17 protein-coding genes are annotated in these 11973 nt (G+C 56.0%); 1 reads left to right on the forward strand and 16 read right to left on the reverse strand.

Annotated features, from left to right (window positions below):
• Window positions 1-8: 8 nt before the first annotated feature.
• Window positions 9-1736 carry an L-arabinonate dehydratase gene (gene araD, locus KIH26_RS15585; RefSeq protein WP_213446614.1) on the reverse strand — a complete coding sequence of 576 codons (1728 nt, stop codon included), beginning with the start codon at window positions 1734-1736 and terminating at the stop codon, window positions 9-11.
• A gap of 68 nt (window positions 1737-1804) precedes the next feature.
• Between araD and KIH26_RS15590 the strand changes: the two genes are divergently transcribed.
• Window positions 1805-2911, forward strand: coding sequence for a LacI family DNA-binding transcriptional regulator (locus tag KIH26_RS15590; protein ID WP_213446615.1), 1107 nt, complete (start codon window positions 1805-1807; stop codon window positions 2909-2911).
• Between the two features lie 82 nt (window positions 2912-2993).
• Here the strand turns inward: KIH26_RS15590 and KIH26_RS15595 are convergent, their stop codons facing one another.
• The 15 genes from KIH26_RS15595 to KIH26_RS15665 form a co-directional block, all read right to left on the reverse strand.
• Complete coding sequence (locus KIH26_RS15595) at window positions 2994-3500, reverse strand: peroxiredoxin (RefSeq protein ID WP_213446616.1); 507 nt, start codon at window positions 3498-3500, stop codon at window positions 2994-2996.
• A gap of 149 nt (window positions 3501-3649) precedes the next feature.
• Window positions 3650-3919 (reverse strand): 30S ribosomal protein S17, encoded by a 270-nt coding sequence (rpsQ, locus tag KIH26_RS15600; protein WP_213446617.1) that lies wholly within the window; start codon window positions 3917-3919, stop codon window positions 3650-3652.
• 13 nt (window positions 3920-3932) lie between these two features.
• A complete protein-coding gene (rpmC, locus tag KIH26_RS15605) occupies window positions 3933-4136 on the reverse strand; it encodes a 50S ribosomal protein L29 (RefSeq protein WP_213446618.1) in 204 nt (67 codons plus the stop codon).
• 15 nt (window positions 4137-4151) lie between these two features.
• The gene (gene rplP, locus KIH26_RS15610) at window positions 4152-4568 is read right to left on the reverse strand and encodes a 50S ribosomal protein L16 (protein WP_213446619.1); all 417 of its coding nucleotides are present in this window, start codon (window positions 4566-4568) and stop codon (window positions 4152-4154) included.
• 16 nt (window positions 4569-4584) lie between these two features.
• Window positions 4585-5469: a 30S ribosomal protein S3 gene (rpsC, locus tag KIH26_RS15615; RefSeq protein ID WP_213446620.1), complete on the reverse strand. Its 885-nt coding sequence runs from the start codon at window positions 5467-5469 to the stop codon at window positions 4585-4587.
• Between the two features lie 18 nt (window positions 5470-5487).
• Window positions 5488-5820, reverse strand: a complete 333-nt coding sequence (gene rplV / locus KIH26_RS15620) for a 50S ribosomal protein L22 (protein WP_213446749.1) — start codon at window positions 5818-5820, stop codon at window positions 5488-5490.
• A gap of 9 nt (window positions 5821-5829) precedes the next feature.
• Window positions 5830-6108, reverse strand: coding sequence for a 30S ribosomal protein S19 (gene rpsS / locus KIH26_RS15625; protein WP_213446621.1), 279 nt, complete (start codon window positions 6106-6108; stop codon window positions 5830-5832).
• Window positions 6109-6121: 13 nt separating this feature from the next.
• On the reverse strand, window positions 6122-6946 hold the full coding sequence (rplB, locus tag KIH26_RS15630) for a 50S ribosomal protein L2 (RefSeq protein WP_213446622.1): 825 nt from the start codon (window positions 6944-6946) through the stop codon (window positions 6122-6124).
• A 2-nt stretch (window positions 6947-6948) separates the two neighbouring features.
• Window positions 6949-7263 (reverse strand): 50S ribosomal protein L23, encoded by a 315-nt coding sequence (rplW, locus tag KIH26_RS15635; RefSeq protein ID WP_213446623.1) that lies wholly within the window; start codon window positions 7261-7263, stop codon window positions 6949-6951.
• Window positions 7260-7880: a 50S ribosomal protein L4 gene (gene rplD, locus KIH26_RS15640; protein ID WP_213446624.1), complete on the reverse strand. Its 621-nt coding sequence runs from the start codon at window positions 7878-7880 to the stop codon at window positions 7260-7262. The genes rplW and rplD overlap by 4 nt, the downstream gene beginning before the upstream one ends.
• Complete coding sequence (gene rplC / locus KIH26_RS15645; RefSeq protein ID WP_213446625.1) at window positions 7880-8554, reverse strand: 50S ribosomal protein L3; 675 nt, start codon at window positions 8552-8554, stop codon at window positions 7880-7882. Before rplC ends, rplD begins: the two co-directional genes overlap by 1 nt.
• Window positions 8555-8681: 127 nt before the next feature.
• Entirely contained in the window at window positions 8682-9869 is a 1188-nt protein-coding gene (locus KIH26_RS15650) for a D-alanyl-D-alanine carboxypeptidase family protein (RefSeq protein ID WP_503005253.1), read from the reverse strand.
• A 15-nt stretch (window positions 9870-9884) separates the two neighbouring features.
• Entirely contained in the window at window positions 9885-10511 is a 627-nt protein-coding gene (locus KIH26_RS15655) for an alpha/beta hydrolase (protein WP_213446626.1), read from the reverse strand.
• Window positions 10512-10513: 2 nt separating this feature from the next.
• Window positions 10514-10852, reverse strand: coding sequence for a (2Fe-2S) ferredoxin domain-containing protein (locus KIH26_RS15660; RefSeq protein WP_213446627.1), 339 nt, complete (start codon window positions 10850-10852; stop codon window positions 10514-10516).
• Window positions 10853-10862: 10 nt separating this feature from the next.
• Window positions 10863-11969, reverse strand: a complete 1107-nt coding sequence (locus KIH26_RS15665) for a VanZ family protein (protein WP_213446628.1) — start codon at window positions 11967-11969, stop codon at window positions 10863-10865.
• Window positions 11970-11973 lie beyond the last annotated feature (4 nt).

Consider the following 11973-nt stretch of genomic DNA (forward strand, 5'->3'; position numbering starts at 1 on the left):
GTTTGCATTCAAAAAATCACTGGCTCGGGCGTTTCGTCCACACCTTGCAAGAAATCGAAATCACAGCCTTCATGCGCTTGGGTCACATGGGCTTGATACAGCTTCGTGAAGCCGCGCTTGAAGGGTTGCACAGGCGCTTTCCATACTGAGCGGCGTTTAGCAAGCTCTTCATCGCTCACATTCAAATGCAAGCGGCGCTGCTCCACATTCACCTCAATCACATCACCCGTTTGCACTAAGGCCAGCGGGCCACCTACCGCGCTTTCGGGTGAGATATGCAGCACGCAAGCGCCGTAATGTGTACCACTCATACGCGCATCCGAGAGGCGCAGCATATCGCGCACACCGCGCTTCAAAAGTTTTTTTGGAATCGGCAAGCCACCCCACTCGGGCATACCGGGAGCACCAACAGGGCCTGCATTGCGCAGCACGAGCACGGTGTTTTCATCAACATCCAGTGATTCATCGGCCATGGCTTTGAGCATCTCGGGCTGGCTGTCGAAGACCATGGCTTTGCCCGTGTGTTGCAGATACTTTTTCTCGGCTGCGCCGGGCTTCATGACTGCGCCATTGGGCGCGAGATTGCCATGCAGCACGGCGAGCGCGCCATCTGCTACAGGATTGTCAAGCGGACGAATGACTGCCGCGTCATGCACCACGGCTTTTGCGATGTTGTCTTCAACCGATTTCCCGGTCACCGTCATTTCATTGAGCGAGAGTTCTTTGCGGATCACCGTCATCAGCGCTGGCAAACCACCGGCGTAGTAAAAATCTTCCATCAAGCGGTCTCCGCTGGGGAAGAGATTCGCAATCACTGGCACTCGGCGGCTCATCGCATCCAAATCATCGAGTGTGAGATTCACGCCTGCACGCCGCGCCATCGCAATCACATGCACAGCGGCATTCGTACTGCCACCGAGTGCCATTTGCACTGCGAGTGCGTTTTGGAAGCTGCCGCGTGTGAGGACGTTTGATGGCTTCAAGTCTTCCCATACCATCTGCACAATCCGCTCACCGCAGCTCGTGGCCATGCGCGGATGCGATGCATCCATCGCGGGAATGCTGGTGCTGCCGGGCAAGGCCATGCCCAGCGCTTCGGTCATACCAGTCATCGTGCTGGCGGTGCCCATGGTGTTGCAAGTGCCGGGCGCGCGCGTCATGCGGCCTTCCATCTCTTGCAATTCCGCTTTGCTCAAATTTCCCGCTTGATATTCGTCCCAGAACATACGCGTATGCGTTCCTGCGCCTATCGCACGATGCTTGCCATCGCGCACATGGCGATCGTTGAGCATCGGGCCAGCGGGGCAAAAGATCGCGGGAATGTTCATGCTGAACGCGCCCATCAGTAAACCTGGCGTCGTCTTGTCGCAGCCGCCGAGCAGCACCGCGCCATCACACGGCAGGCTACGCAACAGCTCTTCAGCCTCCATGGCTAAAAAATTGCGATAGAGCATGGTTGTGGGCTTGACCATCACTTCGCCCAAGCTCATTGCCGGCAGCTCGACCGGATAGCCGCCCGCCATCAAGATGCCTTTCTTCACGCTCTCAGCACGCTCGCGCAAGTGCGCGTGGCAGGGCGAGAGATCGCTCCAGGTGTTGAGGATGGCAATCATGGGTTTGCCCATGATGTCTTCACGCCGGAAGCCCTGCTGCTGCATGCGCTGGCGATGCGCAAAGCCGCGCATGCCTTGGTCGTCAAACCAGCGGCGGCTGCGGAGATCAGCAAGGGTTTTCATGTGGATCAGAAATGCATTGTTAGCGCTAACATTGATGCACTTTATACCCCTATGTCTTCTGTGTCATTGTGACAAACCCTATTCACTCATCTACATCACTCATAGGAACTGCGTCCGCCCAGCCCAAGAAAGGGCGTGGGCATGGGCGGGTGACTTTGGCGGATGTGGCTCAACATGCGGGTGTGACGACGATGACCGTCTCTCGTTTCCTGCGCTCGCCAGAGCGCGTCGCACGTGATACGGCTACTCACATCCAGCAAGCCTTGCAAGTTACTGGCTATAGCCCCAATTTACAAGCCGGAAGCTTGGCGAGTGGGCGCTCACAAGCTGTGGCCGTGATTGTGCCCAATATCGCGCATTCGATCTTTGCGGATACCTTGCATGGCTTAGGCGCAGGCTTGCAGTTGGCCGGGCTACACATGATCGTCTCCAGCACAGGTTACTCACTCGCGCAAGAAGAACAGCAGGTACGGACGATGCTCGGCTGGGCTCCAGCGGCCATCGTCCTGACCGGGCGCATGCATTTACCCGCTACCCAGCTGTTACTGATGGCTGCACAACAGCGAGGCACTCCGGTCGTGGAGATTTGGGATCAAAGTCCGCAAGGCGAAGCGCATGCTTTTCAGCAAATTGGGTTTGATCATGCTCGCGTGGGCGCACTTATGGCGCAAGCTTTGGCAGAACGTGGCTACCTTCAATTGGTTTTCATGGACAGCGGCGTGGAAGAAGATTTTCGTGCTCACGAGCGTGCGCAGGGTTTCTTGGCAAAAGCAGCTTCGCTTGGGCTAGAAGCAAAACATCTTCACGCTGCGATGGGTGAACCTGTGGAGCAAGGCGGTCAATGCTTTGCAGCTTGGCATGCGCAGCAAGGCTCAGCCCAGCCCATACGCTGCGGCATGGGCTTTGCTAACGACTTACTTGCCACAGGCGCTTTGCTGCAAGCGCAGCGCTTGAGGTGCCGCATGCCTAAAGAGATGGGTTTGCTGGGCTTTGGTGATTTCCCAGTCGGCCGCTATTGCCAAGGCGGTTTGAGCACCATGCACATTGATGGCGAGCGCATCGGCCAAGCATGTGCCGAATACATCTCTCAGCGGCTCAGCAGCCATGGTTTATCTGTGACGGATCAACCCAGCCAAATCGTTTTACAACCACGCTTGCTATGGCGTGGCTTTTAGCTGAATTCACAAGCGTTTTAGCAGATTGCCGTTATAGAATCTGCGCAGAATGCTATTTAATTAATAGCATTCTGGTTGACACTTAAGCCTTCGCTTGAGCCAGCATGGTGGCCGCATCGCTCACTTCAAACTTACCTGGTGCTTCACGGTTGATGCTTTTCACCACGCCGTCTTTCACGAGCATCGAGTAGCGATCTGAGCGCAAGCCCATGCCGCGTGCGGTGAGGTCTAGCGTCAAACCTGTTGCTTGCGTGAACGCTGCGCTTCCATCAGCGAGCATGCGAACCTTGGTGCCGGTTTTCTGATCGCGCGCCCATGCGCCCATCACGAAAGCATCATTCACGCTCACGCACCAGATCTCATCCACACCCGCTTTTTTCAGCTCTTCATATTGCGCCACATAACCGGGTACATGCTTGGCTGAGCAGGTGGGCGTAAATGCGCCAGGAAGAGCGAACAGGGCAATCGTCTTGCCGGCGCTGGCTTTGGCGGTGTCCACAGGGTTAGGGCCAATGGAGCAGCCTTCGCCTTCCACTTCGGAATATTCCATCAGGGTGGATGCGGGGAGTTTGTCGCCGACTTTGATCATGTTTTTCTCCAAGGGTTGTGAAATGAATGGTTTTCGCAAAGAGCCAAATTATCTCGCTACAAATGCAAACGGCTCACATTGTGAGCCGTTTGTGGGAGATTTGCACAGCACAGTGTCAAAGACCATGCACTCGCAATTGCAACACCGAATTAAACGTCGATCGCTTTCTGCACCAAGCGGGTAGCCACCCAGTTCTTGGTTTTAGAAATCGGACGTGATTCCGTGATCTCGATGGTGTCACCCATTTTGTACTCACCCTTTTCATCGTGGGCGTGGTACTTGCTGGATTTCATCACGATCTTGCTGTAGAGCTCGTGTTTCACACTGCGCTCCACCAAAACCGTCACGGTCTTGGCGCGTTTGTCGCTAACAACCTTGCCGATCAAGGTGCGCTTGAGGGATTTTTTGGCTTCCGTCATGTGGGTTCCTTGATTACTTGGCAGCCAGTTCAGCAGCAATGGTCTTGGCGCGTGCAATAGCACGGCGTGTGATCTTGAGCTGACCGGTGTTGTTGAGCTGTTGCGTGGCCTTTTGCATGCGCAGGTTGAAGTGCGCACGTTGCAGTTCTTTGACCTCAGTGACGAGGCCTGCAGCGTCTTTGGCACGCAGTTCTTTACGTTGCTGGGAAGCTTTCATATCTGTTCTCCTGCCTTATTGTCCGAGCATGCGAGCCACGAAGGTGGTACGCAGGGGCAGCTTGGCAGCAGCCAGGGTGAACGCTTCACGAGCCAAGGCCTCGGGCACGCCATTGATCTCATAGAGCACCTTGCCGGGACGAATTTCCGCGACGTAGTACTCAGGATTACCTTTACCGTTACCCATACGAACTTCGGCGGGCTTGGTAGAGATAGGCTTATCTGGGAACATGCGGATCCAAATACGGCCGCCACGTTTGACGTGACGCGAAATGGCGCGGCGTGCTGCCTCGATTTGGCGAGCCGTCAGACGGCCACGCTCAACAGATTTGAGACCGAAGTCTCCAAAGGCCACAGACGTGCCACGGGGGGACACGCCGGTGTTACGGCCTTTTTGCTCTTTGCGGTATTTGCGACGAGCTGGTTGTAGCATTTTTTATTCTCCAGATTTAGGCTTGGCCACCGTCTGTGGAGGCAGGCGCGGTCACTTTGCGAACGCGCTTAACGGTGGTTTTCACTTCGGGAGCTCCGGCTTCAGCAGGCTTGTCGCTGCCATCGGCTGGGGCGTTGTTACCGCCAGCAGGGCGACGTGCGCCGCGTGCTGGTGGACGATCACCTGATGGGCGACGGTCACCGTCACGGCGTGGGCCGCGTGGCTTGCGTTCTTCATCGGCGCGTGGCTCTTGAACGACTGGGAGATCATTGCGGCCCAAGGTATCACCCTTGTAAACCCAGACCTTCACGCCGATCACGCCATACGTGGTTTTGGCTTCAGAGGTGCCGTAATCGATGTCAGCGCGCAGGGTGTGCAGTGGCACACGACCTTCGCGATACCACTCGGTACGTGCGATCTCGATACCATTCAAACGGCCAGCCGACATGATCTTGATGCCCAGGGCACCCATACGCATGGCGTTTTGCATGGCGCGCTTCATGGCGCGACGGAACATGATGCGCTTTTCCAGCTGTTGCGTGATCGAATCAGCAATCAGCTTGGCATCGATTTCAGGCTTGCGCACTTCTTCGATGTTCACAGCGACAGGCACGCCCAGCTTGGCAGAGAGTTCTTTCTTCAAGTTCTCAATGTCTTCGCCTTTTTTACCGATCACCACGCCTGGACGGGCAGAGAAAATCGTGATGCGAGCGTTTTTAGCAGGACGCTCGATGAGCACGCGGGATACCGCAGCGCTCTTGAGCTTGGCCTTGAGGTACTCACGCACCTTGATGTCTTCTGCCAGCATGCCAGCAAAATCAGTGTTGCTGGCGTACCAGCGGCTGGCCCAATTACGGCTCACCGAAAGGCGAAAACCTGTTGGGTGGATTTTTTGTCCCATGTGTTTACGTCCTTCGGATTAGTTGCCAACAACCACGTAAATGTGGCAGGTGGGTTTGACGATGCGGTTGCCACGGCCTTTGGCGTTTGCAGTGAAACGCTTGAGCACTGTGCCTTGCTCGACGTGAATGGTCTTGACCTTCAGCTCGTCGATATCCGCGCCATCGTTGTGCTCAGCATTCGCAATGGCGGACTCGAGTACTTTTTTCACGATGCCAGCGGCTTTTTTGCGCGCATAAGTCAGGGTGTTGAGTGCACGATCCACGGGCATACCGCGAATCATGTCTGCCACCAAGCGGCCTTTGTCGGCAGAGAGGCGGACGCCACGTAAAGTTGCTTTGGTTTCCATGATTTGAATTCCTTACTTCTTCACGACTTTTTTGTCAGCCGGGTGGCCTTTGAATGTGCGGGTGAGCGCAAATTCGCCTAGCTTGTGGCCAACCATTTGGTCAGTCACATACACCGGAACGTGCTGTTTGCCGTTGTGCACAGCAATCGTGAGGCCGATGAATTCAGGAAGAATCATCGAACGACGCGACCAGGTTTTCACTGGCTTTTTATCTTTGATGGCAATCGCCTTCTCTACTTTGGCCATCAGGTGATGGTCAACGAAGGGGCCTTTTTTGAGGGAACGTGTCATTTCAATTTACCCCTTACTTCTTACGACGCGAGACGATCATGACTTGCGTGCGCTTGTTGTTGCGGGTGCGATAGCCCTTGGTCAGGTTGCCCCACGGATCGCGTGGCTCGCCACCAGTACCGGTACGGCCTTCGCCGCCGCCGTGTGGGTGATCCACTGGGTTCATGGCAACGCCACGCACTGTTGGGCGAATACCCATCCAACGCTTGACACCGGCTTTACCGATGACGCGCAGGTTGTGCTCACCGTTTGCAACTTCACCAATGGTGGCGCGGCATTCGATGTGGATCTTGCGAACTTCGCCAGAGCGCATACGCACTTGAGCGTAGGTGCCTTCACGAGCGAGCAAGGTGGCCGATGTACCAGCGGAACGCACGATTTGTGCGCCTTTGCCAGGCTGCAACTCGATGCAGTGGATGGTTGAACCCACTGGAATGTTACGGATCGGCAAGGTGTTGCCAGCGCGGATCGGGGCTTCCGAACCGTTTTGCAGGGTCGTGCCGGGCTCAACACCGCGAGGAGCGATGATGTAAGCGCGCTCGCCGTCTGCATAGCACACCAAAGCGATGTGAGCGGTACGGTTGGGATCGTATTCAATGCGCTCAACTTTGGCGGGAATGCCATCTTTGTTGCGCTTGAAATCGACCACGCGGTAGTGGTGCTTGTGACCACCGCCCTTGTGACGGGTGGTGATGTGGCCGTTGTTGTTACGACCCGCTTTTTGGAATTGCGGCTCGAGCAAAGCGGCGTGAGGTGCGCCCTTGTGCAAGTGCTCGCGTGTGACCTTGACCACGGCACGTTGGCCGGGGCTGGTCGGTTTCATCTTGATGACTGCCATGATTAAGCGGCCTCCCCAGACAGATTGAGCTCTTGACCGGCAACGAGCGTAACGTAGGCTTTACGCAGGTTGTCACGACGACCCACGGATTTGCCAAAACGCTTGGTTTTGCCTTTGGTGTTGAGCACCGACACGCCCTTGACCTGGACTTTGAACATGAGTTCAACAGCGGCCTTGATCTCGGGCTTGGTGGCGTTTTGCAGGACCTTGAAAACAACAGCATTGGTTTTATCAGCCACCATCGTTGCCTTTTCAGACACGATAGGAGCGACCAAGACTTGCATCAAACGGCCTTCGTCAAATTTCAGGGTGCTCATGCGAACATCTCCTTGAGTTTCTCGACAGCGGCTTTGGTCATCAGCACTTTGCTGTAGTGAACCAAAGACAGCGGATCAGCATAACGTGGCTCGAGAACGAGCACGCCGGGCAGATTGCGGGAAGCGAGGTAAAGGTTATCGTCCACCTCATCAGCAATCACCAGCACATTGGACAGGTTCATGCTTTTGAGTTTGGCAGCGAGCAGCTTGGTCTTGGGGGCTTCGACCTTGATCGAATCCACCACCATCAAGCGGCCTTCGCGAGCCAGCTGGGAGTAAATGCTGGCCATACCAGCGCGATACATCTTCTTGTTGATTTTCTGCGTGAAATTTTCATCAGGCATATTCGGGAAGATGCGACCGCCTCCGCGCCACAGTGGCGAGGATGTCATACCGGCACGAGCGCGACCCGTACCTTTTTGCTTGAACGGCTTTTTCGTGCTGTGCTTGACTTGCTCGCGGTCTTTTTGAGCGCGAGTGCCTTGACGAGCGTTTGCTTGGTAAGCGACAACGATCTGATGAATCAGAGCTTCGTTGTACTCACGGCCAAACACGGTCTCAGGCACATCAAACTGGGAAGCAGCTTGGCCTTGATCGTTAAGGAGATCCAATTTCATTATTTGGCACCTTTCACGGCTTTAGCTTTAACAGCGGGGCTCACAGTGAGGAAGCCGCCTTTAGCGCCGGGCACCGCACCTTTGATGAGCAGCAATTGACGGGCTTCGTCAATGCGGATCACATCGAGGTTTTGCACGGTTTTGGTCACGTCACCGAGGTGGCCGGACATGCGCTTGCCTGGGAAGATGCGGCCTGGATCTTGCGCCATACCGATCGAGCCTGGCACGTTGTGCGAACGGCTGTTACCGTGCGACGCGCGCTGCGAGCTGAAATTGTGACGCTTGATCGTGCCGGTGAAACCTTTACCGATGGAAGTGCCTTGCACATCCACCTGTTGGCCGACTGCAAACACAGCCTGGGCAGCGATCACAGAGCCGGCTGCGTGAGCAGCTGCGACATCTTGTGCGACGCGGAATTCTTGAATGATTTCACCGGCTTGCACACCTGCTTTGGCCAAGTGGCCAGCGATGGGCTTGGTCACGCGCGAGGCGCGGCGTTGACCAAATGTGACCTGCAAGGCCACGTAGCCGTCGTTTTCTTGCGATTTGACCTGGCTCACACGGTTGTTAGACACATCGACCACGGTGACTGGAACAGAATCCCCATCATCCGTGAACACGCGCATCATGCCGACCTTGCGACCCAGCAAACCCAAACGGTTGCTGTTGCTCATGGTTTTCTCCGTAACTTTCACCACTGCCACTTCAATTGGCGACAGCGACTGAGCAAGCTCAGCGATATGAAAGACTGTTAAAAATCTCTACGCGGAAATGCGCAGAGCCTTTGATTATAGCCCGCTTTTACTTTATCCACAAGCGCACTGCATCCCAAGTCCGGCCAAACCAGCCTGCTTGGTCTACAGACTCTAATATGAAGAGGGGCTGCTCGGTGTAAGGCTGGTCGCCGATGCTGATCTTCAAACTGCCAATTTGCTGGCCTTTGTTTAAGGGGGCTAGCAAGGGGTCAGGCCGTGAAACTTGGGTTTTGATCTTGCTGGCGCTGCCGCTTGGTACAGCCACAATGTAAGCAGTCACTGCGTTTCCAAGCTTGGCTGTGGCTTCTTTGCCTTTCCAGACAGGAGCATTGATGACGGGCTGATTGGCATCAAACAGTTTCACGGCCTCGAAAGCCGTATAGCCCCAATTGAGCAGTTTTTGGCTCTCGTTGGCGCGGGCATTTTCGTTGGCCGTGCCGAGCACGACAGACAACAAGCGACGCTGACCAACTCCGGGTAGTTCGCGTTTGGCGGTGGCGATCAGGCAGTATCCGGCGGCATCGGTGTGACCGGTTTTGAGGCCATCGACGCTCGGATCGCGGAAAAGCAACAGATTGCGATTGGTGTCGTTGGCGGCTGGGCTGCCTTCCAGGCGGAATTTCTTGATGGCATAAATCGGCGTGTATTCAGGGAATTCGCGCATCAGACGGGTGGAGAGCAAGGCCAAGTCTCGTGCCGTGGTGGTGTGGCCGGGGGCAGTCAACCCTTCTGGGTTTTTATAGGCTGTCTTGCTCATGCCCAAGGCTTTGGCCTGCTCGTTCATGAGCTGCACAAAGCGCTCCACGCTGCCGGCCACGCCTTCGGCCAATGCCACTGTCGCATCGTTGCCGGATTGCACGATCATGCCCTTCAAGAGATCTTCGACCCTCACCTTCATCTTCGGATCGATGAACATGCGGCTGCCGGGCATCTTCCAAGCGCGCTCGCTCACAGCGAAGGTTTGATCCAGGGTGATCTTCTTGGCGCGCAGTGCGTCAAACACAATATATGCCGTCATCAGCTTGGTGAGGCTGGCGGGCTCGACAGGGCTATCGGCATCTTTTTCGACCAGCACTTGATTGGCCGTCACATCCAGCAAAAGGTACGCACGGGCGGCGACTTCAGGGCCTTGAAGCGGTTGCGATTGCGCCGCAAACGGCAGAAATAATGCAAAAAATAAGAAAAAGTGGGTGATCGCCGGCATAAAACCTGCGCGGAGTGCTATCAAATTCATACTGTGAATTCTAATTCAGGAATTCAAGTGTCTAGCCACTAATCCGCGCAAGAGAGGTAACTGACCGTGAAAGAAATGCCCGCCGCCGGGCACGACAGTGACAGGGATCACCTGAGGACGCGCCCAATCCATCACACTCGATAAAGGCACGGTGTCGTCTTGCTCGCCATGAACGACCAGCAATTTTTCGTGAAGCTCAGCGGGGATATTGGCAACTGAAAAACGCGAAGCTGCTGTGCCGACCATGACGATTTTTTGCAGATCATGGCTTTGCGCGGCCTCTGCCAACACTTGAGACGCAACGAATGAGCCGAATGAGAAACCTGCCACCGCCAACGCAGAGCCAGCGGGTGCGAGCTGCTTGATCAGTTCGCGCAGATCATCCGCTTCGCCACGACCTTCATCATAAGCACCTGCAGATCGGCCAATGCCGCGAAAATTAAATCGCAGCGCCGTCCAGCCAGTTTGTACGAAGGCACGAGCGAGCGTTTGCACCACCTTGTTATCCATCGTGCCGCCGAAAAGCGGATGCGGATGGCAGATGATGGCGATGCCCTTGCTGTTGCCCTCAGGCACATCACGCAGGGATTCAACCTGTCCCGCGATGCCTTGCAGCATGAGCCGCTCAGTCTGCGAATTCATGTTTACTTACCAACATGGGCGGGCAAGAGCAAGCGCTCCACCACCTGACCGTTCTTCAAATGCGAATCCACGATCTCATCAATATCGTCGTTGTCCACATAGGTATACCAAACCGCATCGGGATACACCACACACACTGGCCCACCAGCGCAGCGATCCAAACAGCCTGCACCATTCACGCGCACTTTACCGGGGCCAGAGAGGCCTGCCGCTTTCACAGCCTGCTTGCAATGCTTTTGTGCCGCGCTAGCGTTGTGTTCAGCGCAGCTTGGCTCGCCCTCCCGCAGATTCGTGCAAAAGAAAATATGACGTTGAAAATAAGGGGCGGGAGTTTGTGACATGCCCGAGATTTTATCGGGACAAGCTGTTTTCTCTGCGGCTCAAGGCCATCAGCGCCGCCAGCAAGGCCGCATACGGCCAGAGCCAGCCCAGCCATTGCGCCAAACCATGAAAGCGAATAAAGCGCCCCTGCTCCCAGCTTTGCAGCGTCTGCGCGTAATACGGCGTCTCGGGTGCTGAGTTGATCAAACTCAATTGCCACACGAGCGCAGCCAGCAGCAGAGCAAGACACAGCTTGCGCGGCAACGCCAGGCACAGAAGCGCCGCTGCAATACCGAGCGCCAGCCCCACTTGAGAAGCCAAACTGAGCCATCCCCAAGCGTGCTCGGGGCTGTAGCTCAAGGCTGCCGAGAGGCTGCTCGCGGCCATGGCTGTGAGCGCACCACCCACCCAAAGCAGCGCACGCCGATGCCAGCCAAGCGTCACGGTGTAAGCCAGCAAGCAAGGAATCACAAAGCCCAGTGCCACGCATGTCAGCTCGCCCAAATTCGACAGTGGCAACAAATATGCGCCAGGCTCGTCAATCAGCTCCGCAAAGGGCGTGCCCTCCACCAGTTCATTTAAGAACTCATGCAGCCTGCGGCGCACTTGGCCAAGCGCCAGAGGCACGGCAGGAGGAAACAACAAAGCCGCTGGCCAGAGCGCGAGCAGCACCAGCGGCGCGCGCGCATCGCGCACAAACCAGCGCTCACGAAAACGGCTCCAATGGTCAATTGCACCCATGCGCTCCAGCGCGAGCGCCAGCACCGCACCAGTGAAGGCGCCGCCTGAGTTGAGCAACCAATCGGAGAGCTGAGGCACGCGTTCAGGCAGATAGGTTTGCAGCGCCTCCAGCGAAGCAGACAGGCCGCTGCATGCAACTACTGCCAGCAAAGCAGGCTGAGGTAACAAGCGCGTACGCAAAAGCGCGAGCGTGGCTAAGAAGCCCAGAGGCGCATAACCCACAAAATTCGCCACCACGTCAAAACGGCTCCAGTAGCGTGGCCAAGGCGCATTCAGGAAGTAAAAGGGATTGATGCCCTGATCGCGCCAGCCTTCAAATGGATACAGCGTGGCATAGATGATGAGCAACGCAAAGATCAGTGTGAGCAGTGTGGCTGAGCTGCGGTGCGGTTGCATAAGC

It is taken from the genome of Variovorax sp. PCZ-1 (genome assembly GCF_018413605.1).
GTDB lineage: Bacteria > Pseudomonadota > Gammaproteobacteria > Burkholderiales > Burkholderiaceae_C > JANMDU01.

Coding starts and splice junctions, on each gene's coding strand:
- araD (WP_213446614.1), bottom strand. CDS start 1,736: ATGAAAACCCTTGCTGATCTCCGCAGCCGCCGCTGGTTTGACGACCAA.
- KIH26_RS15595 (WP_213446616.1), bottom strand. CDS start 3,500: ATGATCAAAGTCGGCGACAAACTCCCCGCATCCACCCTGATGGAATAT.
- rpsQ (WP_213446617.1), bottom strand. CDS start 3,919: ATGACGGAAGCCAAAAAATCCCTCAAGCGCACCTTGATCGGCAAGGTT.
- rpmC (WP_213446618.1), bottom strand. CDS start 4,136: ATGAAAGCTTCCCAGCAACGTAAAGAACTGCGTGCCAAAGACGCTGCA.
- rplP (WP_213446619.1), bottom strand. CDS start 4,568: ATGCTACAACCAGCTCGTCGCAAATACCGCAAAGAGCAAAAAGGCCGT.
- rpsC (WP_213446620.1), bottom strand. CDS start 5,469: ATGGGACAAAAAATCCACCCAACAGGTTTTCGCCTTTCGGTGAGCCGT.
- rpsS (WP_213446621.1), bottom strand. CDS start 6,108: ATGACACGTTCCCTCAAAAAAGGCCCCTTCGTTGACCATCACCTGATG.
- rplB (WP_213446622.1), bottom strand. CDS start 6,946: ATGGCAGTCATCAAGATGAAACCGACCAGCCCCGGCCAACGTGCCGTG.
- rplW (WP_213446623.1), bottom strand. CDS start 7,263: ATGAGCACCCTGAAATTTGACGAAGGCCGTTTGATGCAAGTCTTGGTC.
- rplD (WP_213446624.1), bottom strand. CDS start 7,880: ATGAAATTGGATCTCCTTAACGATCAAGGCCAAGCTGCTTCCCAGTTT.
- rplC (WP_213446625.1), bottom strand. CDS start 8,554: ATGAGCAACAGCAACCGTTTGGGTTTGCTGGGTCGCAAGGTCGGCATG.
- KIH26_RS15650 (WP_503005253.1), bottom strand. CDS start 9,869: ATGAATTTGATAGCACTCCGCGCAGGTTTTATGCCGGCGATCACCCAC.
- KIH26_RS15655 (WP_213446626.1), bottom strand. CDS start 10,511: ATGAATTCGCAGACTGAGCGGCTCATGCTGCAAGGCATCGCGGGACAG.
- KIH26_RS15660 (WP_213446627.1), bottom strand. CDS start 10,852: ATGTCACAAACTCCCGCCCCTTATTTTCAACGTCATATTTTCTTTTGC.
- KIH26_RS15665 (WP_213446628.1), bottom strand. CDS start 11,969: ATGCAACCGCACCGCAGCTCAGCCACACTGCTCACACTGATCTTTGCG.